General features: G+C 71.3%; 26 protein-coding genes and 1 pseudogene. 16 read left to right on the top strand and 11 right to left on the bottom strand.

What is annotated here, in order from left to right; all coding sequences use genetic code 11:
• Window positions 1–254 precede the first annotated feature (254 nt).
• On the top strand, window positions 255–1,832 hold the full coding sequence (gene ahpF, locus N799_RS07185) for an alkyl hydroperoxide reductase subunit F (RefSeq protein ID WP_036210040.1): 1,578 nt from the start codon (window positions 255–257) through the stop codon (window positions 1,830–1,832).
• 59 nt (window positions 1,833–1,891) lie between these two features.
• On the top strand, window positions 1,892–2,809 hold the full coding sequence (locus N799_RS07180) for a LysR substrate-binding domain-containing protein (protein ID WP_036210038.1): 918 nt from the start codon (window positions 1,892–1,894) through the stop codon (window positions 2,807–2,809).
• A gap of 217 nt (window positions 2,810–3,026) precedes the next feature.
• On the opposite strand, the gene N799_RS07175 is transcribed toward N799_RS07180, so the two are convergent.
• A complete protein-coding gene (locus tag N799_RS07175; RefSeq protein ID WP_036210035.1) occupies window positions 3,027–3,293 on the bottom strand; it encodes a putative signal transducing protein in 267 nt (88 codons plus the stop codon).
• Window positions 3,294–3,470: 177 nt separating this feature from the next.
• On the opposite strand from N799_RS07175, the gene N799_RS07170 reads away from it, so the two are divergent.
• The 5 genes and pseudogenes from N799_RS07170 to N799_RS15635 all read left to right on the top strand — a co-directional run bounded on the left by N799_RS07170 (window position 3,471) and on the right by N799_RS15635 (window position 8,371).
• Window positions 3,471–5,243 (top strand): glutamine--tRNA ligase/YqeY domain fusion protein, encoded by a 1,773-nt coding sequence (locus N799_RS07170; protein ID WP_036210033.1) that lies wholly within the window; start codon window positions 3,471–3,473, stop codon window positions 5,241–5,243.
• Window positions 5,244–5,447: 204 nt separating this feature from the next.
• Window positions 5,448–5,735: pseudogene (locus N799_RS16075) on the top strand (hypothetical protein); the annotation flags it as partial.
• A 29-nt stretch (window positions 5,736–5,764) separates the two neighbouring features.
• Entirely contained in the window at window positions 5,765–6,340 is a 576-nt protein-coding gene (locus tag N799_RS07160; RefSeq protein WP_036210030.1) for a nucleoside deaminase, read from the top strand.
• A 63-nt stretch (window positions 6,341–6,403) separates the two neighbouring features.
• Window positions 6,404–7,474, top strand: coding sequence for a 23S rRNA (cytidine(2498)-2'-O)-methyltransferase RlmM (gene rlmM / locus N799_RS07155; RefSeq protein ID WP_036210027.1), 1,071 nt, complete (start codon window positions 6,404–6,406; stop codon window positions 7,472–7,474).
• A 120-nt stretch (window positions 7,475–7,594) separates the two neighbouring features.
• A complete protein-coding gene (locus N799_RS15635; RefSeq protein ID WP_052101330.1) occupies window positions 7,595–8,371 on the top strand; it encodes a hypothetical protein in 777 nt (258 codons plus the stop codon).
• Window positions 8,372–8,459: 88 nt separating this feature from the next.
• On the opposite strand, the gene N799_RS07145 is transcribed toward N799_RS15635, so the two are convergent.
• Together N799_RS07145 and ubiH are read right to left on the bottom strand one after the other, a co-directional pair.
• Complete coding sequence (locus N799_RS07145; RefSeq protein WP_036210154.1) at window positions 8,460–9,650, bottom strand: FAD-dependent oxidoreductase; 1,191 nt, start codon at window positions 9,648–9,650, stop codon at window positions 8,460–8,462.
• Window positions 9,647–10,888 carry a 2-octaprenyl-6-methoxyphenyl hydroxylase gene (ubiH, locus tag N799_RS07140; protein ID WP_052101329.1) on the bottom strand — a complete coding sequence of 414 codons (1,242 nt, stop codon included), beginning with the start codon at window positions 10,886–10,888 and terminating at the stop codon, window positions 9,647–9,649. Before ubiH ends, N799_RS07145 begins: the two co-directional genes overlap by 4 nt.
• Before the next feature lie 43 nt (window positions 10,889–10,931).
• On the opposite strand from ubiH, the gene N799_RS07135 reads away from it, so the two are divergent.
• From N799_RS07135 to N799_RS07095, 9 genes are all read left to right on the top strand, one after another.
• Window positions 10,932–11,507 (top strand): DUF6580 family putative transport protein, encoded by a 576-nt coding sequence (locus N799_RS07135; RefSeq protein WP_052101328.1) that lies wholly within the window; start codon window positions 10,932–10,934, stop codon window positions 11,505–11,507.
• Window position 11,508: 1 nt separating this feature from the next.
• Entirely contained in the window at window positions 11,509–12,063 is a 555-nt protein-coding gene (locus tag N799_RS07130) for a cob(I)yrinic acid a,c-diamide adenosyltransferase (RefSeq protein WP_036210021.1), read from the top strand.
• A gap of 34 nt (window positions 12,064–12,097) precedes the next feature.
• On the top strand, window positions 12,098–13,045 hold the full coding sequence (locus N799_RS07125; RefSeq protein WP_036210018.1) for a histone deacetylase family protein: 948 nt from the start codon (window positions 12,098–12,100) through the stop codon (window positions 13,043–13,045).
• A gap of 137 nt (window positions 13,046–13,182) precedes the next feature.
• Window positions 13,183–15,528 (top strand): LPS assembly protein LptD, encoded by a 2,346-nt coding sequence (lptD, locus tag N799_RS07120; RefSeq protein ID WP_238978834.1) that lies wholly within the window; start codon window positions 13,183–13,185, stop codon window positions 15,526–15,528.
• Window positions 15,525–16,871 (top strand): peptidylprolyl isomerase, encoded by a 1,347-nt coding sequence (locus tag N799_RS07115; RefSeq protein ID WP_036210015.1) that lies wholly within the window; start codon window positions 15,525–15,527, stop codon window positions 16,869–16,871. Before lptD ends, N799_RS07115 begins: the two co-directional genes overlap by 4 nt.
• The gene (gene pdxA / locus N799_RS07110; protein ID WP_036210013.1) at window positions 16,872–17,876 is read left to right on the top strand and encodes a 4-hydroxythreonine-4-phosphate dehydrogenase PdxA; all 1,005 of its coding nucleotides are present in this window, start codon (window positions 16,872–16,874) and stop codon (window positions 17,874–17,876) included. It begins immediately after the preceding gene.
• On the top strand, window positions 17,873–18,673 hold the full coding sequence (gene rsmA, locus N799_RS07105) for a 16S rRNA (adenine(1518)-N(6)/adenine(1519)-N(6))-dimethyltransferase RsmA (RefSeq protein WP_036210010.1): 801 nt from the start codon (window positions 17,873–17,875) through the stop codon (window positions 18,671–18,673). The genes pdxA and rsmA overlap by 4 nt, the downstream gene beginning before the upstream one ends.
• A 63-nt stretch (window positions 18,674–18,736) precedes the next feature.
• Entirely contained in the window at window positions 18,737–19,120 is a 384-nt protein-coding gene (gene apaG, locus N799_RS07100) for a Co2+/Mg2+ efflux protein ApaG (protein WP_036210007.1), read from the top strand.
• A 10-nt stretch (window positions 19,121–19,130) separates the two neighbouring features.
• Complete coding sequence (locus tag N799_RS07095; RefSeq protein WP_081974773.1) at window positions 19,131–19,991, top strand: symmetrical bis(5'-nucleosyl)-tetraphosphatase; 861 nt, start codon at window positions 19,131–19,133, stop codon at window positions 19,989–19,991.
• A gap of 1 nt (window position 19,992) precedes the next feature.
• Here N799_RS07095 and N799_RS07090 read toward each other — a convergent pair whose 3' ends face one another.
• The 8 genes from N799_RS07090 to N799_RS07055 form a co-directional block, all read right to left on the bottom strand.
• A complete protein-coding gene (locus N799_RS07090) occupies window positions 19,993–20,508 on the bottom strand; it encodes a dihydrofolate reductase (protein ID WP_036210004.1) in 516 nt (171 codons plus the stop codon).
• Entirely contained in the window at window positions 20,508–21,302 is a 795-nt protein-coding gene (locus N799_RS07085) for a thymidylate synthase (protein WP_036210001.1), read from the bottom strand. Before N799_RS07085 ends, N799_RS07090 begins: the two co-directional genes overlap by 1 nt.
• A 5-nt stretch (window positions 21,303–21,307) precedes the next feature.
• Window positions 21,308–22,180, bottom strand: coding sequence for a prolipoprotein diacylglyceryl transferase (gene lgt / locus N799_RS07080; RefSeq protein WP_036209997.1), 873 nt, complete (start codon window positions 22,178–22,180; stop codon window positions 21,308–21,310).
• 72 nt (window positions 22,181–22,252) lie between these two features.
• Window positions 22,253–22,741 carry a TPM domain-containing protein gene (locus N799_RS07075; RefSeq protein WP_036209994.1) on the bottom strand — a complete coding sequence of 163 codons (489 nt, stop codon included), beginning with the start codon at window positions 22,739–22,741 and terminating at the stop codon, window positions 22,253–22,255.
• Window positions 22,742–22,751: 10 nt separating this feature from the next.
• Window positions 22,752–23,678: a TPM domain-containing protein gene (locus N799_RS07070; protein ID WP_081974793.1), complete on the bottom strand. Its 927-nt coding sequence runs from the start codon at window positions 23,676–23,678 to the stop codon at window positions 22,752–22,754.
• 61 nt (window positions 23,679–23,739) lie between these two features.
• Window positions 23,740–24,378, bottom strand: coding sequence for a LemA family protein (locus N799_RS07065; RefSeq protein WP_036209991.1), 639 nt, complete (start codon window positions 24,376–24,378; stop codon window positions 23,740–23,742).
• 118 nt (window positions 24,379–24,496) lie between these two features.
• On the bottom strand, window positions 24,497–25,228 hold the full coding sequence (locus N799_RS07060) for a TerC family protein (protein WP_036209988.1): 732 nt from the start codon (window positions 25,226–25,228) through the stop codon (window positions 24,497–24,499).
• Between the two features lie 25 nt (window positions 25,229–25,253).
• Window positions 25,254–25,634, bottom strand: coding sequence for a diacylglycerol kinase (locus N799_RS07055; protein WP_036209986.1), 381 nt, complete (start codon window positions 25,632–25,634; stop codon window positions 25,254–25,256).
• Window positions 25,635–25,827 lie beyond the last annotated feature (193 nt).

Here is a 25,827-nt window from a genome sequence, read left to right as displayed (position 1 = left end):
GCGAGACTCGCCGTAAACCCGTCCATGGGGGCTCCTAGGCAACATCCATGTTGCCTAGGGTCTCGCCCAAGCCGCCCCACCCCGATCAGGACGCCTCCACCGGATGCCGTTGTTTCGCAGCTGCGAGCACCGACCGCCGGGCATTTGCAAAAGCGGCTCGCGCTGTGCCGGTTTCTCCCTCCCGGCTCCCTCCCCCGGCCCAGGCCGCTCCTGCAAGTACCCCCACTTCCCATCCACACACTGGAGCCCTCCCCATGCTCGACGCCACCCTCAAGGCCCAGTTGAAGGCCTACCTCGAAAAAGTCACCCAGCCGATCGAACTGGTCGCTTCGCTGGACGACAGCGACAAGTCGCGTGAACTCGACGCCCTGCTGCAGGACATCGCCTCGCTGTCGGACAAGATCAGCGTCCGCGCCGGCGACGACGCCCGCAAGCCGTCGTTCGCGATCAACCGCGCCGGCACCGACGTCGGCGTGCGCTTCGCCGCGATCCCGATGGGCCACGAGTTCACCTCGCTGGTGCTGGCGCTGCTGCAGGTCGGCGGCCATCCGGCCAAGATCGAGGAGGAGCTGGCCAACCAGGTCCGCGACCTGGAAGGCGAGTTCCACTTCGAGACCTTCATGTCGCTGTCGTGCCAGAGCTGCCCGGACACGGTGCAGGCGCTCAACCTGATGAGCGTGCTGAACTCCAACATCCACCACGTCGCGATCGATGGCGCGCTGTACCAGGCCGAGGTCGAGGCGCGCGAGGTGATGTCGGTGCCGACGGTGTTCCTCAACGGCCAGCCGTTCGACCAGGGACGGATGACGATCGAGCAGATCGTGGCCAAGCTCGATACCGGCGCGGCCGCACGCGAGGCCGAGAAGATCAAGGGCAAGGACGCGTTCGACGTGCTCGTCGTCGGCGGCGGCCCGGCCGGCTCCGCGGCTGCGATCTACGCCGCGCGCAAGGGCATCCGCGTCGGCGTCGCGGCCGAGCGCTTCGGCGGCCAGGTGCTGGACACGCTGGCGATCGAGAACTTCATCTCGGTGCAGTACACCGAGGGCCCCAAGCTCGGCGTCGCGCTGGAGCAGCACGTGCGCGAGTACGACGTCGACGTGATGAACCTGCAGCGCGCGACCCGGCTGGTGCCGGCGAGCGAGCCGGGCGGGCTGGTCGAGGTGCAGCTTGAAAACGGCGCCAGCCTGAAGTCGAAGTCGGTGATCCTCTCCACCGGTGCGCGCTGGCGGCAGATGGGCGTGCCCGGCGAGGACCAGTACCGCAACAAGGGCGTGGCGTACTGCCCGCACTGCGACGGCCCGCTGTTCAAGGGCAAGCGGGTGGCGGTGATCGGTGGCGGCAACTCCGGCGTGGAGGCCGCGATCGACCTGGCCGGCATCGTCGAGCACGTGACCCTGATCGAGTTCGACACGCGGATGCGCGCCGACGAGGTGCTGCAGCGCAAGCTGCGCAGCCTGGGCAACGTCGACATCCTGCTCAACGCCCAGACCACCGAGGTGCTCGGCGACGGCCAGCGGGTCAATGCGCTGGTCTACAGGGACCGCGCGTCGGGCGAGTCGCACACGGTCGAGCTGGCCGGCATCTTCGTGCAGATCGGCCTGCTGCCCAACACCGAATGGCTGAAGGGCACGGTGGAGCTGAGCCCGCGCGGCGAGATCGTCATCGACGACCGCGGCGCCACCAGCGTGCCGGGCGTGTTCGCCGCCGGCGACTGCACCACGGTGCCGTACAAGCAGATCGTCATCGCGATGGGCGCCGGCTCGACCGCCGCGCTGGGCGCGTTCGACCACCTGATCCGGACCTCGGCGCCGGCGCAGCAGCAGGCGGCCTGAGCGGTGCCGCCCCGCCATTCCACCGGCGGGGCGGCGCACCCTGACGACGGACGCACGCCATGAACCTGCGCGACCTCAAGTACCTGGTGGCGCTGGCCGACCACAAGCACTTCGGCCGCGCCGCCGCGGCCAGCTTCGTCAGCCAGCCGACCCTGTCGACCCAGATCCGCAAGCTCGAGGACGAACTCGGCGTGGCGCTGGTCGAGCGCGCGCCCCGACGGGTGATGCTGACCCCGGTCGGGGTCGACATCGCCCAGCGCGCGCGCAAGGTGATCGCCGAGGTCGAGCAGATGGGCGAGATCGCCCGCCGCAGCCAGGACCCGGAGGCCGGCACGGTCAAGCTCGGGCTGTTTCCGACGCTGGCGCCGTACCTGCTGCCGCACGTGCTGCCGGCCGTGCGCGGGCGGTTCCCGCGGCTGGAGCTGCTGCTGGTCGAGGAGAAGACCGACCGCATCCTCGAGCGCCTGCGCGAGGGCCGGCTCGACGCCGGCGTGCTGGCGTTGCCACTGCACGACGACCAGTTGCATGTCGAGCCGCTGTTCGACGAGCCGTTCGTGCTGGCGGTCCCGCGCGACCACCCGATGGCGGGGCAGGACGGGCTGCGGCTGCAGGAACTCGACGACCGCCACCTGCTGCTGCTGGAGGAAGGCCACTGCCTGCGCGACCAGGCGCTGGAGGTCTGCCGCATGGCCGGCGCCGACGAGCGCGACGGGTTCCGCGCGACCAGTCTGGAGACCCTGCGGCAGATGGTCGCCGCCGGCGTCGGCATCACCCTGCTGCCGGTGCTGGCGGTGCAGCCGCCGGTACCGCCCTCGCCCGACATCGCCCTGGTGCCGTTCCGCGAACGTGCCCCGCACCGCCGGATCGCGATGGTGTGGCGCAGGAGCTCGGCGATGGACGGTTTCCTGCGGCAGCTGGCGGCGGAGTTCCGCAAGCTGCCGGCGGAGTTGCTGGAACCCCCGCGCCCCATCCTGTAGGAGCGCCGTGGGTCGCGACCGGGGCGCAGCTTCAAACGTTCGGCAGGTCGCGACTTACGTCGCTCCTACATCGGAACAGGAACCGGAACCGGGGCGAGGACGGAAACCGAAGCCCGAACAGGGATCCGGATCGGGGTCAGGATCGGGCAGCGACGCGGAACCCAAACCGAAGTCGCGAACCGGCAGCCGCCCGCCAACCCGGCACCCGACGCACTCCCTACGCCGGCAACACCCCGCCCACCCAGCCCGCCTCGTCCCCCGCCTCGCCCGCCGGCGCCCCCAGCCCCACCGCCTGGACCACCTCGCGCGCCTGCGGCCAAAACACGTCGGGCACGCACACCTGGACCACGCCGAACAGCGGCAGCTCGCCCATCCCGCCGACCAGCGCCTCGCCTTTCAGGAACACCGGGATCTCCGCCGCTTCCAGCGCGTGGCGGACAAGGTGGGCGTCGATGATGTTGGCGGCGTCGTAGACGACCTTCATGGCCTGGCTCCGGCGGTTTTCGACCGAGCATACGCGCGCCGGCGTGATCCCCGGGCACCGCTACCGCGTGCCGACGCCGGGCGACCCCGTGCCCGCATCCACCCGCCACGCGGGTCGGCCCGGCCCAGGACGACAAGGCCGGCTAAACTGCCCGCTTCCCCTCGCTTCCGCCGCCGCATGTCCACCAATACGCCCCCCGCCGACCCGGGCACCGTCGCAGCCCCCGCCGATGCCGCCGCCCCCGTGCGCCAGGACTTCATCCGCCAGATCGTCCGCGACGACCTCGCCAGCGGCAAGCACACGGCGGTCAAGACCCGCTTCCCGCCGGAGCCCAACGGCTACCTGCACATCGGCCACGCCAAGGCGATCTGCCTGGACTTCGGCATCGCCAACGAGTTCGGCGGGGTCTGCAACCTGCGGCTGGACGACACCAACCCGGCCAAGGAAGACCCCGAGTACGTCCGCGCGATCCAGGACGACGTGCGCTGGCTCGGCTTCGAGTGGAACGAGCTGCGCCACGCCTCCGACTACTTCGAGGTGTTCTACCTCGCGGCCGAGAAGCTGATCGCGCAGGGCGACGCGTTCGTCTGCGACCTGAGCGCCGAGCAGGTGCGCGAATACCGCGGCAGCCTGACCGAGCCGGGCCGCGAGTCGCCGTTCCGCAACCGCGGCGTGGAGGAGAACCTCGACCTGTTCCGCCGCATGCGCGCGGGCGAGTTCGCCGACGGCAGCCGCACCCTGCGCGCCAGGATCGACATGGCCAGCGGCAACATCAACCTGCGCGACCCGGCGATCTACCGGATCAAGAAGGTCGCCCACCAGAACACCGGCGATGCCTGGCCGATCTACCCGATGTACGACTACGCGCACTCGCTCAGCGACGCGATCGAGGGCATCACCCACTCGCTGTGCACGCTGGAGTTCGAGGACCACCGGCCGCTGTACGACTGGTGCGTCGACAAGGTCGACCTCGCCCACTCACCGGAGCTGCTGAAGCCGTTGACCGACAACGGCCTGCCGTTCGAGGCGCGCAAGCCGCGCCAGATCGAGTTCTCGCGAGCCAACCTCAACTACACGGTGATGAGCAAGCGCAAGCTGATGGCGCTGGTGCAGGCCGGACTGGTCGACGGCTGGGACGACCCGCGCATGCCGACCCTGCAGGGTATCCGCCGCCGCGGTTACACGCCGGCGTCGCTGCGGCTGTTCGCCGAGCGGCTGGGCGTCAGCAAGCAGAATTCGCTGATCGACTTCTCGGTGCTCGAAGGCTGCCTGCGCGAGGATCTCGACGCCGCCGCGCCGCGCCGGATGGCGGTGGTCGAGCCGCTCAAGCTGGTGCTGGCCAACCTGTCCGACGACCACGCCGAGACCCTCACCTTCGCCAACCACCCGAAGGACGAGGGCTTCGGCAACCGCGAGGTGCCGTTCTCGCGCGAGCTGTGGATCGAACGCGACGACTTCGCCGAAGTGCCGCCGAAGGGTTTCAAGCGGCTGGTCCCCGGCGGCGAAGTGCGCCTGCGCGGTGCCGGCATCGTGCGCTGCGACGAGGTGGTCAAGGACGACGCCGGCAACGTGGTCGAACTGCGCGGCACGCTCGATCCGGAGTCGCGCCCGGGCATGGAAGGCGCCAACCGCAAGATCAAGGGGACCATCCACTGGGTCGACGCGCGCCACGCGGTGCCGGCCGAGATCCGCCTGTACGACCGCCTGTTCTCGGTGCCCGACCCGGACGACGACAGCGACGGCAAGACCTACCAGGACCACCTCAACCCCGATTCGCGCCGCACCGCGGCCGGCTTCGTCGAGCCGTCGGCGGCGCAGGCCGCGCCGGAGCAGTCGTTCCAGTTCGAACGGCTCGGCTATTTCGTCGCCGACCGTCGCGACCACGCCGCCGGCAAACCGGTGTTCAACCGCAGCGTCACGCTGCGTGACACCTGGGCCGGCAAGATCTGACACGGACCCGTACAGGAGCAGGCAATGACGCACCGTTCGCCCTTCCTAGACCGCTGGCTGGCACCGGTCGCGCTCGCGCTGTCGATGCTGCTGGCAGCCTGCGCGGCGCCGACCACCAATGCCGGCGGCTCGCCGGCGGCCGCGCCGGAAGCCGTCGCCGATACCGGCACCGGCACTGACACCGGCGCTCCGGACCCCGCCACCCTGACCCCGCCGCCGCGCTCGACCGACACGCCACCGCGCACGATCGACCGCCCCGGCAGCGCCATCGGCCAGCCCGGCGGCACCGTGCAGGTCGACCGCAGTTGCAAAACCGACGCCGACTGCACGGTCAAGAACGTCGGCAACTGCTGCGGCCACTACCCGGCCTGCGTCAACGTCAACAGCCCGACCGACCCCGAGGGCGTGCAGGCCGCGTGCGCCAGGAGCGGCATGGCCTCGGTCTGCGGTTTCCCCGCCATCAGCAGCTGCCAGTGCGTGCAGGGGCAGTGCGAAGGCAACAGCCGGGTGCTGCTCGACTGATGCTGTACGCGCAGATCCACCTGACCCTGCCGGCCTGGGTGCACGAAGCGGTCGACACCACCGCCACCTGGCCGGGTGACGAAGCCAAGGTCGCCTTGGCGGTCGAGCTGTCGCGGCGCAACGTCGAGGCGCGCACCGGCGGCCCGTTCGGTGCGGCGGTGTTCGGCCGCGACGACCGCATCATCGCGGTCGGCGTCAACCGCGTGGTGCCGCACAACTGCTCGCTCGCGCACGCCGAGACGATGGCCTTCATGCTGGCCCAGCAGCGCACCCAGCGCGCGCGGCTCAACGAGATCGGGCCCGGCGTCCCGGCCGGCCCGATCACCCTCGCCACCTCCGCGCAGCCATGCTGCCAGTGCTACGGCGCGAGCTTCTGGGCCGGCATCGACCGGCTGCTGATCGGCGCGCGCAGCGAGGACACCGAGTCGCTGACCGAGTTCGACGAAGGCCCGCTGCCGGCAGACTGGGTCGGCGAACTGGAGCGCCGCGGGATCGAAGTCGTGCGCGACGTCTGCCGCGAGCAGGCGCGCGAGGTACTGCGCGCCTACGGCGAACTTGGCGGCGTCAACTACTGAGGTGGCAAAGCCCGCCGCCCGCGGTCGCTACCGCCACCCGCGCCACTGCTGCACACTGCCGGCATGACCGACGCCCTGTTCTGCTGGTGCCGCGCCGGCTTCGAACCCGAACTCGCCGCCGAACTCACCGAGCGCGCCGCGCTCGCCGGCCTGCCCGGCTACGCGCGCACCGAGCGCGGCGCCGGCTTCGTCGAGTTCATCGGCGAGGACGGCACCGCACTGTCGCGCGCGCTGCCGTTCGACCGGCTGGTGTTCGCGCGGCAGAAGCTGCTGCGGCTGGCCGACCTGCGCGGACTCGACCCGACCGACCGCATCACTCCGGTGCTGGCCGCGCTCGACGCCCTCGGCCCGGCCACGCCGTTCGGCGAGCTTTGGGTCGAGCACCCCGATTCCGATACCGGCAAGCCGCTGGCCGGCCTCGCCCGCAGCTTCGGCAACGCGCTGCGGCCGGCGCTGCGCAAGGCCGGCCGGCTGACCGCGCAGGACGACCCGCGGCGCCCGCGCCTGCACGTGGTGTTCCTCGGCGGCCACCACATCGTGCTGGCCACCAGCGACCCCGACGACAGTGCCCCGTGGCCGCTCGGCATCCCGCGGCTGCGCATGCATCCCGACGCGCCCAGCCGCTCCGCGCTCAAACTCGAAGAGGCGCTGCTGACCCTGCTCGACGCCGACGAGCGCGAACGGCTGGTCCGCGACAACATGCAGGCGGCCGACCTCGGCGCCGCGCCCGGCGGCTGGAGCTGGGTGTTGATGCGCCACGGCATGAAGGTCACCGCGGTCGACAACGGCCCGCTGCGGCAGGCCCTGCTCGACAGCGGCCGGGTCGACCACCTGCGCGAGGACGGCTTCCAGTGGCAGCCGCGCCGGCGCCTGGACTGGATGGTGTGCGACATGGTCGAGCAGCCGCGCCGCGTCGCCGACCGGATGGCCACCTGGTTCCGCGAGGACTGGTGCCGGCACGCGATCTTCAACCTCAAGCTGCCGATGAAGAAGCGCTGGGAGGAGACCCGGATCTGCCTGGAGGCCTTCGAGCACCAGGCCCACCGGCCGCTGCTGGTGCGTGCTCGGCAGCTCTACCACGACCGCGAGGAGATCACGGTGTTCGCGACCCCGCGCCAGGGTCCGCGCACCTAGGGCGCGCACACCGTTCAGCCCCCCGCAGGGCGGGGTTCAGCGCGCGTTTGCAACTTACACGGGCGGTTGACCGCGCGCCCCCCAGGATCGACCCCTCACCTGCACCGAGAGGGCTGATCCATGAAGACCCGACACCATGCACTGACACTCGCGCTGCTCGCCGCGCTCGGCACCGGCGGCCCGGCGATGGCCCAGGACGTGACCAGCGAGACCGAGGCCAAGATCGAGGCCGCCACCGACGCCGAAGCGGCGGTCGAGGCGGCGAAGCACGCACGCGAGCAGGCCGAGACCGCCCAGCAGGCGGCGGTGGTGGCCGAATCGATCAGCGACACCCCCGCCGCCAGCCTGCACGGCGAACTGACCGCCGAGGCCACCGCGGAGATCGCCGACCAGGCGTCGATCGACGCGCAGGCCGCCGCCATCGATGCTTCGCGCGCGGCGCAGGACGCGCTCGGCCACAAGACCGCGGCGAACCACGGCGACCAGCACCGCGCCGCGGCGGCCGGTGCGCAGCAGGCCGCGACCCAGGCCCGGATTGCCGGCGCGGCGGCCGATGACGCCGCCGATGTCGCGGCCGCCGCCGCGGTGGCCACCGCCGACGCGACGGTTGCCGCCCCGGCCGTCGCGGCTCCCGCCGTCGTCGTGCCCGTCGTCCCGGTCACGCCGGTGGTCCCGGTGGTGCCCGCACCGGTGGTCGATGCCGCCGTGGACACCGACGTCGTGGTCGACGCGACGCCGGACGTGGTCGAGTTCACCCGCATCGACCTTGACGGCAACGGCTCGATCAGCCGGACCGAAGCCAGCGTCGACGCGCAACTGCTGGCCGACTTCGGCGAACTGGACGTCGACCGCGACAGCCGGTTGAGCAGGGTCGAGCTGGCCGACCGCGCCGACTGATCAACGCGGTCAGATCCGCATATTCAAAGTCCCCGCGACGCCCGGCCACCGCGCCGGGCGTCGCCGTGTCGGTGATCCCACCGGGTCGTCAGAGTCCCGCAGCGTGGCGCCACAGCGCGCGCGTCAGCGGCGGCAGCCGCCCGGCCGCGCCCAGCAACGGTCCGCGCAACAGCGTCGGCAGCATCGCGTCGTTGGAGTACAGCCGGTTGATGCCTTCGAACGCGTAGGCCGACAGCGTGTTGTCGCTGCGCCGGCCGCGCGCCCACCTTCGCAGGCGCGTCGCAGCGCCGACATCGGTGCCGCGGCTGATCGGCCCGGCCAGCTCGGCGCGCAATGCCGATACGTCGCGCAGGCCGAGGTTGACGCCCTGCCCGGCGAGCGGATGCACCGCGTGCGCGGCGTCGCCGACCAGCACCAGTCGCCCGGCCAGCTGGCTGCGCGCGAGCTGTCGTCGCAACGGGAACGCCGCCCGCCGCGAAACCCGGCGCAGCTCGCCCAGCGGCCCGTCGAAGGCGCGCGACAACTCAGCCAGGAACGCCGCGTCGTCCACCGCCAGCAGTCGCGCCGCCTCGTCATCGGGCAGGCTCCACACGATCGAGCTGCACGGCCGCCCGCCCTCGCCCACGCAGGGCAGGAACGCCAGCGGCCCGCCCGGCAGGAAGCGCTGCCAGCAGGTCTCCCGGTGCGGCGCGGCGTGTTCGATGTAGGCAACGAGGCCGCGCTGGCCGTAGTCGTGCCGCGGCGCCTCGACGCCGGCCATCGCGCGCAACCGCGAATCGGCGCCGTCGGCGGCGACCACCAGCCGCGCCCGCAGGCGGTGGCCGGATTGCAGTTCGAGCGTCGCGCCGTCGTCGTGCTGCTCCAGCGCGGTCGCCGCGTCGGGGCAATGTATTTCGACGCCGGCCGCCGGCAACGCGGCCCACAGCCGGTCGACCAGCAACGCGTTCTCGACGATCCAGCCCAGTTGCGGCTGGCCGAGCCGGTCGGCGTCGAACACCAGCTCGCCACCGCCGCCGGCATCCCACACCCGCATCGCGCGGTACGGCTGCAGGCGCGCCGAGCGAATCGACGCCCAGACACCAAGTTCGTCGAGCAGGGCGGCGTTGTCGGGGGCGAACGCGTAGACCCGCAGGTCCGGTTCGGCGGCCTGCCAGCGCGCAGGCTCGCGCGACTCCACCAACGCCACGCGCAGGCCGTCGCGGGCGAACGCGAGCGCGGCGGCCGCGCCGACCACGCCGGCGCCGACCACCACCACGTCCAGCATCGGCTGGCGGCTCATGGCCGCAGCTCCGGTGCGCGGCACAGCGCGGGCACGTCGCCGCGATATCCCATCGCCCCGCCGACCACGCCGGCCTGCAGCGCCGGCAGGCGGTCGAGCGCGAACATCCCGAGGCTGCGCAACGGCCGCAGCACCCCGGCCGGGTTCGCGGTGAGGCGCGCCAGCCCGTCGGAGAACGCCAGCGTGCGCTCGCGGTCCTCGGCGCGGCACTCGACGTAGCGCGCCAGCAGCGCCGGCTCGCCGCAGTCGGCGGCGTCGGCCACCAGTTCCGCCAGCGTCAGCGCGTCGCGCAGGCCGAGGTTGAACCCCTGCGCGCCGATCGGATGGATGGTCTGCGCGGCGTTGCCGACCAGCACCGCGCGCGGCGCGACCTGCGCGCGCGCCACCAGCCGCGCCGCCGGATAGACGCTGCGCGCGCCGCAGGACACGAAGCGACCGATACGCCAGCCGAATGCCTGCTGCACACGCATCAGGAAGGCCGCATCGTCCAGCGCGGTGACGGCCGCGGCGTCGGCCGTGTCGACCCCGTGGATCAGTCCGTAGTGGCCGTCGGCGCGCGGCAGCAACGCGGTCGGGCCATCGTCGCCGAGGCGCTCGTAGGCGGTGCCGTCGGGCGGGCGCTGCGTGCGCAGGCGGGCGACGAACAGGCTCTGGCGGTAGTCGTGGCGGTCGGCCTCGATCCCCAGCGCCGTGCGCACCGCGCTGCCGGTGCCGTCGGCACCGACCAGCAACCGCGTGCGAAGCAGCCGCTCGCCGGCGTCGTCGGCCACGCGTACCGTGCGCAGGCCATCGGCCACCTCGCCCAGCCCGATGAAGCGCATCGGCCGGTAGCGGTGCAGCCGCGGCAGTTCCGCAAGCCGCGCCTCCAGCGCCTCGCCGAAGTCGCGAGCCACCACCACGCGGCCGAACACCTCGCGTCCGTAATCCTCGGCCCGCAGCAGACTGCGGCCGAAATCGCCGCGCCGGCTGATGTGGATCCGCTCGATCGCACCACCGGGCGAACGCATCCGGCGCATCACGCCGAGCGCGGCCAGCGCGTGCACGGTCGCCTCGGCGAAGCTCAGGTTGCGCTCGTCGAACACCGCCGGCAGCGAACCCGGCACGGTCGCCTCCAGCAGGGCGACATCCAGTCCGCTGTGCTCCAGGGCGAGCGCCAGGCTGGCGCCGACGAGTCCGCCGCCGACAATCAGCACGTCATGGGTCGGCGGGGTGTCCGTTCGGGGGGAAAGGTCGGCCATTGCGCTATGCTAACGGCTCCTGTCGGCCCGCTCCCAGACACTGATGAACCGTCCCGCTGCCTCCTCGGTTTTCGCCCCCGGCCCGCTGCTGCTGGCCGCCCTGATCGTGCTCGCCGCGCTGACCCGCGTGCTGCCGCATCCGCCGAACTTCTCGCCGGTGGCCGCGATCGCGCTGTTCGGCGGTGCGTACTTCGCCAACCGTAGCTGGGCGCTGATCGTTCCGCTGGCCGGGCTGTTCATCTCCGACCTGGTGCTGGCCTCGATGCACGGCGGCCTCTACGCGACCTGGTTCTCCGGCGCCCACATCTGGGTGGTGTACGGCCTCATCGCGCTGACCACGCTGATGGGCTTCGGCCTGCGTGGCCGGGTCGGCGGCGGCCGCGTGCTGGGCTACTCGCTCGCCGGCGCGGTGTTGTTCTTCGTCGTCTCGAACTTCGCCGCGTGGCTCGGCAACCCGATGTACCCGCAGACCCTCGCCGGCCTGATGGCGTCCTATGTCGCCGGCATCCCGTTCTTCCAGTGGTCGGTCGCCGGCACGCTGTTCTATTCGGCGATCCTGTTCGGCGGCTTCAGCCTGCTGCGCGCCCGCCTACCGGCGCTGCGCCTGCAGACCGTCTGACATGGGCAACCGGCTGTCGAAGATCTACACCCGCACCGGTGACGGCGGCACCACCGGGCTGGGCGACGGCAGCCGGGTCGGCAAGGACTCGGTCCGCGTCACCTCCTACGGCACCGTCGACGAGGCCAACTCGACGATCGGCCTGGTCCTCGCCAGCGACGTTCCGGACGACGTGCGCGACCTGCTGACCGCGGTCCAGCACCAGCTGTTCGACCTCGGTGGCGAGCTGTGCATTCCCGGCCACGCCGCCATCACCGACGACGACGTGACCCGGCTGGAGCAGCAGCTGGACCGGTTCAACGCCGACCTGCCAGTGCTGCGCGAATTCATCCTGCCCGGCGGCGGCGAGGCGGCGGCGCGCTGCCACATCGCCCGCACGGTGGTGCGCCGGGCCGAGCGCGAGACGGTCGCGCTGTCGCGGGTGGAGACGGTGCGGCCGGAGGCGGTGCGCTACCTCAACCGCCTGTCCGACCTGCTGTTCGTGCTGGCCCGGGTGCTCGCCCGCGCCAGCGGCCATGGCGAAGTGCTGTGGAACCACGAGCGCCGCAAGGGCTGAACCTGCCGGCGCCCCGATCCGCGGGGCACGCGGCGTGACTGGGCTCGCGCTCTACAGCCATCCCGCCTGCCGCGAACACCTCGCCGGCACAAGCCACGTCGAACATCCCGGCCGCCTCGACGCGGTCATCGACGCGGTGTCCACCGCCTTTCCCGCGCACCCCTGGAATCCCGCGCCGCGCGCCACCCGCGCGCAACTGCTGCGCGTGCATGACGACGCCCTGCTGGCGCGCGTGCTCGACACCACGCCGGATCCGGGCAGCGGGCCGCTGGCACTGGATGCCGACACCTTCCTCGACCACGGTTCGGCCGAGGCCGCGTTGCGCGCGGCCGGCGCCGGCATTGCCGCGGTTGATGCGCTCCTCGCCGGCGAGGCCCGGCGCGCGTTCTGCGCGGTTCGCCCGCCCGGCCACCACGCGACCGGGTCGACCGCAATGGGCTTCTGCCTGTTCAACAACATCGCGATCGCCGCCGCGCACGCCTGCGACCGCCACCGCCTGCAACGGGTCGCGATCGTCGATTTCGACGTGCACCACGGCAACGGCACCGGGGCGATCTTCCACGGAGACCCGCGGGTGATGTACCTGTCCACGCACCAGCAGGGCCTGTATCCGGGCACCGGCGCGAGCGACGAGCGCGGCGTCGGCAACATCGCCAACCGGCCACTGCCCGCCGGGACCGGCAGCGACGGCTTCCGTGCCGCCTGGCGCGAACACCTGCTGCCGGTACTCGATACGTTCCGTCCGCAACTGCTGCTGGTCTCGGCCGGCTTCGACGCCGACGCCCGCGACCCCCTCGCCAACCTTCGCCTCGTGCCGGACGACTTCGGCTGGCTGACCGCAAAGCTGGTCGCCATTGCCGATCGCCACGGCGGAGGTCGGGCGCTGTCCATGCTCGAGGGCGGCTACGACCTCGACGCTTTGCGCGACGGCAGCGTCGCCCATGTCCGTGCGCTTGCGGCCACGGACACCACCGACGCATAGGCACGACCGCCACCGACACGCCGCCTTCATCGCGTGCACGCAAACATGAATGTTCCGGTCAGGGCCTTGGTCCGTGCGTTGCCGCCCCCACGGCGATACGGCAAGCTAGCGACCGTTTCCGCCTTGTGGATGGCCGCGTGCACCCCAGCTTCCGCCTGCTCCCGTTGTCGCTGTGCATCGCGATGGCCCTTCCGGCCTACGCCGCCGAGGACTCCGAGGACTGGGGGCTGTGCCCGATCGAGGACGCCGTACCGGCCTTCGCCGATGTCCCGCTGTCGGAGCCGGTGCCGGAGGAGGACCGCACCACCCTGCCCACCGACATTTCCGGCGACGCGCTCAACGCGATGCAGGAAGACAGCGCGGTGTTCCAGGGCAACGTCGAACTCAGCCGCGGCGACCAGTTCCTCGGCACCGACAAGCTGACCTACCACAGCGAGGAAGGCACCTACGTCGCCGAAGGCAGCGTGCGCTACCAGGACTCGGGCATGCGCATCGTCGCCGAGCGCGCGCACGGCGACCAGGAAGCCGACCGCCACGTCATCGAGGACCTGCGCTACCAGCTGACCCGGCGGCGCGGCAACGGCGGCGCCGAGCGCATCGAGCTGCAAGGCGACCAGGGCGCGCTGGTGGGTTCGACCTACTCGACCTGCCCGCCCTCGCAACGCTCGTGGGAACTGCGCGCGCAGCGCATCGACATCGACACCGCCGAAGGCATGGGCGTTGCCCACAACGCGACGGTGCGCATCGGCAAGGTGCCGGTGCTGTACGTGCCGTGGCTGATGTTCCCGATCGACGACCGGCGCCGCACCGGCCTGCTGTGGCCGTCGATCCGGATGTCCAGCCGCAACGGATTCGACTGGCGCCAGCCGGTCTACCTCAACCTCGCGCCGAACTACGACGCCACGCTGACCCCGCGCATCATGACCCAGCGCGGCGTGCAACTGGGCGGGGAGTTCCGCTGGCTGTACTCCGGCGGCCGCGGCGAGTTCTGGGGCGAATGGATGCCCGAGGACAAGCTGCCCGAGGACGAGCCCGACCGCTACCTGGCCGGCCCCGAGCAGGGCCTGCCGACCGACAACCGCGGGCAGTTCCGCTTCAAGGGCGTGCACAACCTCGGCAGCCACTGGCACGCGATGGCCAACGTGGGCTGGGTCAGCGACACGCACTACCTGGAAGACTTCAGCAACAGCCAGTTCGGCGTGTCGGCGTGGAACCTGCGCAGCGAGGTCGGCCTGTTCGGCCGCGGCATGCATTGGGACGCCGGCCTGATGGCCGACCACAACCAGCTGGCCGACTACACCCTGACCGAACGCAACCTCCAGTACGACCGGATGCCGCGCGCGTTCCTCAACTACGCGCAGCCGTTCGGCGATTGGCTGGAGCTGGGCGTCAACGCCGAGGCGGTGCAGTTCCGCCACGACATCCGCGACGAGGGCAGCCGGCTCGACCTCAAGCCCTACCTGGCGATGCCGCTGGAAGGCAACGGCTGGTTCGCCACGCCGAAGTTCGCCTGGCGCCACACCAGCTACCAGCTCGACGACGCGCTGGCGGCGAGCAACGGCGGCGACGCCTCGCCCAGCCGCAGCCTGCCGATCGCCTCGCTCGACGCCGGCCTGTTCTTCGACCGCGAGTTCGTGTTCCGCGACGAGGCCTGGCTGCAGACGCTGGAACCGCGGATCTACTACCTCAACATCCCGTACGAGGACCAGTCCGGCCTGCCTGTCTTCGACACCCGGCCGATGACCTTCAGCTGGGGCCAGCTGTTCCGCGACAACCGCTACACCGGCCCCGACCGCCAGGTCGACGCCAACCAGCTGACCACCGCGCTGACCACCCGCCTGATCAGCCGCGAGGACGGCCGTGAGCGCCTGACCGCCAGCCTCGGCCAGATCCACTACTTCGAGGACAGCCGGGTGGTGGCGCCGAACGAGACGCCGGTCGAACGCGGCGAGTCCGCGTGGGTGGCCGAGCTGGGCGTGTCGCCGAGCGACCGCTGGAGCATCAACGCCGCCTACCAGTGGGACCCGAAATACCGCCGCCAGGACCTCGCCAGCATCCGCACCCGCTACCTGATCGGCGACACCGGCGTGGTCAACCTCGGCTACCGCTACCGCCGCGGCCTGACCGAGCAGGTCGACCTGTCGTTCCTGTACCCGATCAACCAGAACTGGAGCGCGGTGGGGCGCTACTACTACTCGATCGAGGACCGCAAGCTGATCGAGTCGATCGCCGGCGTGCAGTGGGAAAGCTGCTGCATGGCCGTGCGCCTGATCGCGCGGCGCTACATCCGCGAGCGCAACGGCGACCTCGACGATTCGCTGCGGCTGGAATTCGAGCTGAAGGGGCTCGGCTCGGCCGGCCAGAAATCCGAGGAAATCCTGAGCCGTGCTATTCTCGGATACGATCGCGACGATCTGTATCTCGTGCCGCCCTCCACCGTGGACGCCGGCAATTTCGACAACTCCCTCGATCCGATCCCATGAAGAAATTTTTCGCGTGTGTCCTCGCCGCCACGCTGCTGTCGGCGACCGTGCAGGCGCAGCAGGTGCAGCCGATCGACGGCATCGCGGTGGTGGTCGACGAAGGCGTCATCCTCCAGAGCGAGCTTGACCGCGCGGTCGCCAACATCCGTGCGCAGTACGCCGGTCGCGCCGACCAGTTGCCGCCGCCGGACGTGCTCGAGCGCCAGGTCGCCGAACGGCTGGTGCTGCTGAAGCTGCAGGTCGCCCGCGCCGAGGCCACCGGCGTGCGCGTGAGCGACCAGGAGGTCGACCAGGCCATCGCCGCGATCGCCGCGCAGAACCGCGTCAGCGTCGAACAGCTCCGCGCCCAGCTCGCCGCCGACGGCAGTTCGTTCGAGCAGTTCCGCGACTCGATCCGCGACGAGCTGCTGGTGCAGCGCCTGCGCCAGCGCTTCGCCCAGACCCAGGTGTCGGTCAGCGACGCCGAGGTGGACGCCGCGCTCGAGTCGCAGCAGGCCACCGGCGAGCAGTACCACCTCGCGCACATCCTGGTCGCGCTGCCCGAGGGCGCCACCCCCGAGCAGATCGCCACCGGCGAGCAGAAGATCCTCGGCATCAGGGGCCTGCTCGAGCGCGGCGAGATGGACTTCGCGGCCGCGGCGGTGCGCTATTCCGACAGCCCCAACGCGCTGGAAGGCGGCGACCTCGGCTGGCGCGGCGCGAGCGAGATCCCGGCCGCGTTCGCCGCGCTGGTCCGGCAGATGTCGCCGGGCCAGGTGACCGACCCGATCCGCGGTCCGAGCGGCTTCCAGCTGCTGCAGCTGGTCGATACCCGCGCGGCCGGCCAGGGCGGACCGTCGATGGTGACCCAACTGCGCGCGAGCCACATCCTGGTCCGCGTCGACGACACCATCAGCGCCGAGCAGGCGAAGGCCGAAGCCGACACCCTGCACGCCCGCATCGTTGGCGGCGCCGATTTTGCCGAGCTCGCCCGCGAGCACTCCGACGACCCGAGTTCGCAGGCGTCCGGTGGCGACCTGGGCTGGTTCACCCGCGACCAGTTCGGCCCCGACTTCGGCGCGCAGGTCGCGGCACTGGCCGACGGTGGCGTATCGGCGCCGTTCCGCACCCAGGCCGGCTGGCACATCGTCAAGCGCACCGGCACCCGCGAGGCCGACGTCGGCGACGAGAACGAGCGCGCCCAGGCCCGCGAGACCATCGGTCGGCGAAAGCTGGAAGAAGAGTGGAACCGGTTCCTGCGCGAGATGCGCGGCGAGGCGTTCGTCGACTTCCGCACCGGCGCCGCCGCGGAGGCCCAGGCCGCCGACGCCGCGCCCGCCGAAACCCCGGCTTCCGGCGACTGAGTGCGCCCGCCCCGGCTCGCGCTGGTCCCGGGTGAGCCGGCCGGCGTCGGGCCGGAGCTCTGCATCCGGCTCGCCCATCGCCCGCGCGGGCACTCGCTGACCGCATTCGGCGACCGCGCCACCCTGCAGGCGGCAGCTGCCGCGCTCGGCCTGCCGATCACCCTCACCGCACCCGACGCCCCCGGCGACCGCCCCGGCGAATTGCCGCTGGTCGAGATCCCCAACGTCGCGCCGGCCCGCTTCGGGCACGCCGACCCGCTCAACGCGCGCGCCGTCATCGACGCCCTGCTCGCGGCGGGCACGGCCTGCCTCGACGGACGTTTCGACGGCGTGGTGACCGGCCCGGTCCACAAGGCCTCGATCAACGCCGGCGGCATCCCCTACAGCGGTACCACCGAACTGCTGGCCACCCAGGCCGGCAGCGACGTGGTGATGATGCTGGCCAATCCGACGGTCCGGGTCGCGCTGGCCACCACCCACCTGCCGCTGCGGCAGGTGCCCGACGCGATCACCCGCGGGTCGCTGGAAGCGGTGCTGCGGGTCCTGCACCGGGCGCTGCAGCGCGACTTCGGCATCGACGCACCCGCCATCACCGTGCTCGGACTGAACCCGCATGCCGGCGAGGATGGCGTGCTCGGCGACGAGGAAATCCACGTCATCCGCCCAGTCCTGGCCGCGCTGCGCGACGAGGGCATGCGACTGACGGGCCCGCTGCCGGCCGACACCGCTTTCCTCCCCGGGAAGCTGCGCGACACCGACGCCGTGCTGGCGATGTACCACGACCAGGGCCTGCCGGTGCTCAAGTTCAGCGGTTTCGAGCAGGCGGTCAACCTCACCCTCGGCCTGCCCTACCCGCGGGTCGCGGTCGACCACGGCACCGCGCTCGACCTCGCCGGCACGGGGCGGGCCGACCCGTCCAGCCTGTTCGCCGCGGCCGACACCTGCGCGCGCATGGCCGCGACGCGTTTCGCCGCACGGGCCGCCGCCACCGGAACCGAACCATGAGCACCACCCGTTTCAGCGAACCGCCGAAGAAGCACCTCGGCCAGAACTTCCTGCATGAGCGCACGGTCATCGACCGCATCGTCCAGGCGGTGAACCCGAAGCCGGGCGACCAGCTGGTCGAGATCGGCCCGGGCCAGGGCGCCATCACCTTCCCGCTGCTCGACCGCCACGGCCGGATGACCGTCATCGAGTTCGACCGCGACCTGATCGCGCCGCTGACCGAGGCCGCGCGCGCGCACGGCGAGCTGAGCGTGATCCATCGCGACGTGCTCAAGGTCGACTTCGGCGAACTCGCCCACGACGCTCCGGAAGGCCGCATCCGGCTGGTCGGCAACCTGCCGTACAACCTGTCCTCGCCGATCCTGTTCCATGCGCTCGAGCACGCCCCGGCGATCAGCGACATGACCTTCATGCTGCAGAAGGAAGTGGTCGAACGCATGGCCGCCGGCCCCGGCAGCAAGGTCTACGGACGGCTCAGCGTGATGCTGCAGGCCTACTGCACGGTGACGCCGCTGTTCACCGTGCCGCCGGGCGCGTTCCGGCCGCCGCCTAAAGTCGACTCGGCGGTGGTGCGGCTTGTGCCGCGCGCGGCGGACACGGTCGGCATCGACGACCCGGCGACGTTCGCGCGGGTCGTCCGCGACGCCTTCGGCCAGCGCCGCAAGACCCTGCGCAACGCGCTGTCGCAGGTCTGCGACGCGGCTGCGATCGAGGCCGCCGGCATCCGCCCCGACGCGCGCGCGGAGCAGGTCCCGGTTGCCGACTTCGTGCGGCTGGCAAACTCGCTGCCGCGCTGACGCGACACCGCCGGCGTGCATCCCGCATGCCCGCTTCACCCGGCCTCGACTTACACTGTCCGCATGGAACGCAGCACCGAATACGCCTTCGACATCGACGTCGCCACGCGCTACCTCGACGAGCAGTCCGAGCCCGCGCAGGACCGCTACGTGTTCGCGTACACCATCACCATCCGCAACCGCGGCACCGTCGCGGCACGGCTGATGTCGCGCCACTGGGTGATCACCGACGCCACCGGGCGGGTGCAGGAAGTGCGCGGCGACGGGGTGGTCGGCGAGCAGCCGCGGCTGCGGCCCGGCGAGGGTTTCGAGTACACCTCCGGCGCCGTGCTGGAGACCGACCTGGGCACGATGGAAGGCAGTTACTCGCTCGAGGCCGACGACGGCACCGTGTTCGACGCGCCGATCCCGGCGTTCACCCTGGCCGTGCCGCGCACGCTGCACTGAGGGCGCCGACATGACCGTATGGGCCATCGGCGACCTGCAGGGCTGTTACGACGCGACCCAGCGGCTGCTGGAGAAGATCGCGTTCGACCCCGCGAAGGACCGGTTGTGGTTCTGCGGTGACCTCGTCAACCGCGGCGGCCAGTCGCTGGAGACGCTGCGGCTGGTGCATTCGCTGCGCGACAACGCCACCGTCGTGCTCGGCAACCACGACCTGTCGCTGCTGGCGATCGGCGAGCGGCGCGAGGAGGAGCAGCGCAAGGTCAACCCCGACCTGCAGCGCGTGGTGCTGGCCGAGGACGCCGACACCCTGCTGTCGTGGCTGCGCCGGCAGAAGCTGGTGCACGTCGACCGCGCGCTGGGCTGGATGATGGTGCACGCCGGACTCGCGCCGAAGTGGACGACGCAACTGGCGGAGAAGCACGGCCGCGAGATCGAGGAGCGGCTGCAGGGCGACCAGTACCAGCGCCTGCTGAAGAACATGTACGGCGACGGCCCGGTCTGGAACCCGCGGCTGGGCGGCATCGACCGCCACCGCGCGATCATCAACATCTGCACCCGCCTGCGCTACTGCTCGCCGCGCGGGCGGATCTCCTACGAGGACAAGGGCGTGCCCGGCACCCAGCCGCCCGGCCTGTACCCGTGGTACGCGGTGCCCGGCCGCGCCGAGCGCGACCTGAAGATCGTCTGCGGCCACTGGTCGGCGCTCGGGCTGTTCATCGGCCACGGCGTGCACGCGATCGACACCGGCGCCGTGTGGGGTGGGAAGTTGACCGCGCTGCAGCTCGATTCCGGGGAACTGCGCGTGGTGCAGGTGGCCGGCCGCGACGTGCCGGCAAATCCCCCGAAGCCGCGACCGCGCGGCCGGCGCTGACTCACCTGCGCCGGTAATCGACGAATTCGAACGCGCACGCGTGCCGGCCATCGGCACCGTGCGGCTCGCGCCGTACCACTTCCCACTGCGAAGGATCGAACGCGGGGAAGAACGCATCCGCACCCGCGACCGCGACCTCGACATGGGTCAGGTGCATGCGTACCGCACGCGCAAGACACAGCGCGTACACCTCACCACCGCCGATGACGCACAGCTCCGGCGCGGCATCAGCCGCGGCCAGCGCAACGGCCTCGTCCACCGACGCCACCGCCTGCATGCCGTCGTACGGCACCACCCCGGAACGCGTCAGCACCAGGTTGCGCCGGCCGGGCAGCGCGCGACCCAGCGACTGCGCGGTCCGGCGGCCCATCAGCACCGGCTTGCCGAGCGTCAGCGCCTTGAACCGCTTGAGGTCGTCCGGCAGCCGCCACGGCAGCGCGTTGCCGCGGCCGATGGCGCCGTTGCGGTCCAGCGCGGCGACCAGTGACAGCTCGACGGGTGCAGCGCCCGCCGGCATCAGACCGCCACCGGTGCCTTGATCGCCGGGTGCGGCTCGTACCCGTGGATGGCGATGTCGCCGTAGCCGAACGCGAACAGGTCGGTGACCGCCGGGTCGAGTGCCAGCGTCGGCAGCGGCCGCGGTTCGCGCGACAGTTGTTCGCGCGCCTGCTCGAAATGATTCGAGTACAGGTGCGCGTCGCCCAGCGTGTGCACGAAATCGCCGACACCGAGCCCGCAGGCCTGCGCGACCATGTGGGTCAGCAGCGCGTAGCTGGCGATGTTGAACGGCACGCCGAGGAAGATGTCGCCGCTGCGCTGGTACAGCTGGCAACTGAGCCTGCCGTCGACCACGTAGAACTGGAACAGGGTGTGGCAGGGCATCAGCGCCATCGCTGACAGGTCGGCGACGTTCCAGGCCGACACGATCAGCCGGCGCGAGTCCGGGTTGCGCTTGATCTCCTCGACCACCCACTTGATCTGGTCGATCTCGATGCCGTCGGCACCCGTCCAGCGCCGCCACTGCTTGCCGTAGACCGGGCCGAGCTCGCCTTCGTCGTCGGCCCACTCGTCCCAGATGCGGACTTTGTGGTCCTTCAGGTAGGCCACGTTGGTCTCGCCGCGCAGGAACCACAGCAACTCGTGCACGATCGAGCGCAGGTGCAGCTTCTTGGTGGTGACCAGCGGGAAGCCTTCGTTGAGGTCGAACCGCATCTGCCAGCCGAACACCGAACGCGTGCCGGTGCCGGTGCGGTCGGACTTGTCGGCGCCGTGCTCCAGCACGTGGCGCAGCAGGTCGAGGTACTGCCGCATCGCTGTTATGCCCCCTGCCCGGCCACGGGCTGCACGGTCGGCTGGCGGCGCGACAGCCACAGCCAGAACAGTCCGACCAGCACCAGCGGCAGGCTCAGCAGCTGGCCCATGGTCAGCCAGCCAAAGGCGAGGTAGCCCAGCTGCGCGTCGGGCTCGCGCACGAACTCCACCGCGAACCGGAACACGCCGTACAGCAGCGCGAACATGCCCGACACCGCGTAGCGCGGCCGCGGGCGGCTGGAGAACCACCAGAGGATGCAGAACATCGCCAGCCCCTCGAGCGCGGCCTGGTACAGCTGCGATGGATGACGGGCGAAGCGGTCGAGTGCGCCGGCGGCGAACTGCGCCTGCAGCTGCTCCTGGGTCCAGCCGGCGAATTCCGGCGCGCGCGGGAACACCACGCCCCAGCCGGCGTCGGTCGGCCGGCCCCACAGCTCGCCGCCGATATAGTTGCCCAGCCGCCCGAAGCCCAGCCCGGGCGGCACCAGCGGCGCGACGAAATCGGCCACGTCGAAGAAGTGCAGCCGATGCCGGCGCGCCCACCACCAGGTCGCGGCCAGCACGCCCAGCAGGCCGCCGTGGAAACTCATGCCGCCTTCCCAGATGCGGATGAGCATCAGCGGGTCGCGCACAAGGTCCTGGAAACCGTAGAACAGCACGTAGCCGATCCGGCCGCCCAGCACCACGCCGAGCATGCCGTAGAACAGCAGGTCGCCGAACGCCTGCTCGTTGACACCCGGCAACCGGCCGGCGCGCACGCGGCGGCGCCCGAGCCACCACGCCAGGCCGAAGCCGATCAGGTACATGATCCCGTACCAGTGCACCTGCAGCGGGCCGAGGCCGATGGCGACCGGGTCGATCTGATGGAGGATGGTCATTGAGCGCGGGACTGGCCGGGGCAGCGGTCATTGTGCCCGACCATCACGCCGCTTGCCGACCCGCGCGACCGCTCAGAGCAGGTGCGGGACGTTGGGCAGCTCGTCGTGGTCGACCGCGTCGCCATTGTGCGGAAAGTGCGCGGCGATGATGTCCGACAGCGCGTCGATGCCGGCCAGCACCGCGGCCTCCGGTTCGCCGGCGCGCAGGCGCTCCTCGACCAGAAGGCACGCGCCCTGCCATTGGGCGTCGCCCACCAGCGTGTCGAAGGCGCGGTCGGCGACGATCTCGATGCGATGGTCGGCCAGCAGCAGGTACAGCAGCACGCCGTTGTTGGCCGCGGTGTCCCACACCCGCAGCCGGGCGAAGGCATCGCGGGCACGGTCGCGCGCGTCGGTGCCGGCCAGCACCGCCTGCAGCGGCAATGCGGCCTCCACCGCGAAGCAGATCTCGCCGGTGTGGCGCAGCTCGCTGGCCGCGATCGCCGCGGTGATCCGCTGCAGCGACGCTTCCGGGTACAGCCGCCGGGCCGATGGTGCGAAGAGGTGCCTGAGCCAACGCATCAACCCGTCCTCACCAGCTGCCGGAGGCGCCGCCGCCACCGCTCATGCCACCGCCACCGCCCCAGCCGCCTCCGCCGAAGCCACCGCCGCCACCGAAGCCGCCGCCACCGCCCCAGCCACCACCTCCACCCCAGCCGCCGTAGCCGCCCCAGCCGCGGTCGGCGGCGAAACGCCCGCCGGAGCTGCTGGCCAGCCCGAACAGCAGCCCGCCCACGGCCGCGATGCCACCGAACAGCACCGACGACAGCAGCCACGCGACCCCGCCGGCCGCGAGCGCGGTTCCGACGCCCCGGACGGGGCGCGCGGCCGAGCCGAGGATGCCGCGCGCGAACTGGGCAACGACGAAAGCCGCGAACAATGCGAACAGCCAGCTGCCGCCCCCTCCGCGCGCATCGCGGGCGGGCTCGGCCATCGGCGCGGGCAGCGGCTCGCCGTCGATCAGCCCGACCAGCGCCGCGGTCGCGTCGACGATGCCGCCGGCGTAGTCGCCGGCGCGGAACCGCGGCACCACGTACTCCTGGATCACCCGGATCGCGGTCGCGTCGGGAATCGCGCCTTCCAGCCCGTAGCCGACCTCGATCCGCACCCGCCGGTCATCCCTGGCGACCACCAGCAGCACGCCGTCGTCGACCTTCTCGCGCCCGAGCCGCCACTGGTCGAACACGCGCACCGCGTACTGGGCGATGTCCTCGGGCTGGGTGGTCGGCACCATCAGCACCTGCAGCTGGGCGCCCTTGCGCTGCTGCAGGGCGAGCGCCTGCGCTTCAAGTTGCCGGCGCGTGGCGGCGTCGAGGGTGCCGGTGGTGTCGACGACGGGCGAGTCCAGCGCCGGGATCGGCGCCAGCTGCTGGGCCTGGGCGACCGCACAGGCCAGCCAAAGCAGCATCGCCACGAGCCAGGCGGACGCCCGCACCGGCGCGCGCCCGGTTACGGACATCCACGTCGCTGCCCGCATCAGGCGCATGACCGCAGTCCCGGGCGGCGTGCGATCAACCGGCTCAACCGCCGGCCGGTGCCGGTTGCTGCGGAGCCGGGGCCTGCGGCGCGGGGGCAGTCGCCGGCGCCGGCGCACCGAAGTCGACCTGCGGCGGCTGCTGGATCTGCTGCTCGTTCTCGACGCTGAAGTTCGGCTTGGTGTCGTAGCCGAACACCATCGCGGTCAGGTTGACCGGGAACTTGCGGATGTAGGTGTTGTAGTCCTGCACCGTCTCGATGTAGCGCTGGCGCTCGACGGTGATGCGGTTCTCGGTGCCTTCCAGCTGCGCCTGCAACTGCAGGAAGTTCTGGTCGGCTTTGAGTTGCGGGTAGTTCTCGCTGACCAGCAGCAGCCGCCCGATCGCGCTCTGCAACTGGCCCTGGGCCTGCTGGAACTGCTCGATCGATGCCGGATCGTCGGCGTTGACGTTGATCGAGCCGACCCGCGAGCGCGCCTCGGTGACCTGGGTCAGCACCTGCTGCTCATGCGCCGCGTAACCGCGCACGGTCGCGACCAGGTTCGGCACCAGGTCGGCGCGGCGCTTGTAGACGTTCAGCACCTGCGACCAGGCCGCGCTGACGGCCTCGTCCTTCTGCTGGATGGTGTTGTAGCCGCAGCCGCTCAGCAGGCCGGCGAGCAGTACGACGAGCAGGATCCGCATGGCACGACTCCGTCAGGGCAGGATGCCCCGCATTGCACCACCGGCCATGCCGGCGCGCAATGGCCGCGACGTGAAGCACGCCGCGGGAGTGTCACGGGGGCGCGGTCCCGCCGCCGGGTCAGGCGTCGACGCCGACCCGCTGCATCGCCGCGCGTCGCTTGGCCCAGAGGTTGAGGATCTCGACCAGCGCCGAGAAGCCCATCGCGCCGTACACGTAGCCCTTCGGGATGTGCATCCCGAAGCCGTCCAGCACCAGGTACACGCCGATCAGCACGATGAAGGCCAGCGCCAGCATCTTGACCGTCGGGTTGCGCTCGATGAAGCGGCCCAGCGGGGTCGCCGCCAGCAGCATCACGCCGACCGCCAGCAGGATCGCGCAGACCATGATCCAGGTCTGGTTGGCCATGCCGACCGCGGCGATCACCGAGTCGAGCGAGAACACGATGTCGATCACCGCGATCTGCGCGATCACCGCCCAGAACGAGGTCACCGGCCGGGTGTGGATGTCCTCGGCCTCGGCCTCGCCGATGATCGAGTCCTTGATCTCCATCGAGCCCTTGATGATCAGGAACGCGCCGCCGAGGATCAGCACCAGGTCGCGCACCGAGATGCCCTGGCCGAACAGCTGGAACAGGTCGTTGGTCAGCCCCGCCAGCCATGCCAGCGTCAGCAGCAGGCAGATGCGGGTGATGCAGGCCACCGCGATGCCGAACTTGCGGGCCACCTCGCGCCGGTGCGGCGGCAGCTTGCTGACCGCGATCGAGATGAAGACCAGGTTGTCGATGCCGAGCACGATCTCGATCGCGCTCAGGGTAATCAGGGTGATCCAGACTTCCGGATCCATCAGCATTTCAATCACGGGCGTTTCCCGGCAGTCAGAACAGGCGGGGGAGCAGCAACGCCCCCCAGGTCAGCAACACATTCAACATCAGCACGAACACCGCGGCCGAACCCATGTCCTTGGCCCGGCCGGCCAGCTCGTGGAACTCGGGACCGTAGCGCTCGATCAGCGCCTCGATCGACGAATTGAGCAGTTCGACGCTCAGCACCATCAGCATCGAGCCGATCAGCAGCACCCGCTCCACCGGCGATCCGCCCAGCCACCAGCCCAGCGGCGCGAGCAGGACGAACAGGTAGACCTCGAGCCTGAACGACGACTCGTGCAACCACGCCGCCGCCAGGCCCTGGATCGACCACTTCGCCGCCTTCATCATCCGCGCCGGACCGCGCGGCAGGTGGCCGATCTGGTCGGCCATCAGGCGGGACGCGGCCGCGAACGGCGGCCCGACGGGTGCCGGCCGCGGATGGACTGGAGATCGTCGTGGAACGGCATCGATCCGGATCCGGCGGGCGGGGCGACGAAGGAACGGTGGATTTTGCCATATCCCCGCCGGCACGTCCTTCGCCGATGACGTCGAGACCAGCAGGCGCCGCCCGCGCGGCCCGGTG

It is taken from the genome of Lysobacter arseniciresistens ZS79 (genome assembly GCF_000768335.1).
Classification (GTDB): Bacteria; Pseudomonadota; Gammaproteobacteria; order Xanthomonadales; family Xanthomonadaceae; genus Novilysobacter; species Novilysobacter arseniciresistens.
The sequence above is the reverse complement of the archived record's forward strand: the minus strand, read 5'-3'. Positions and strand labels throughout refer to the sequence as shown.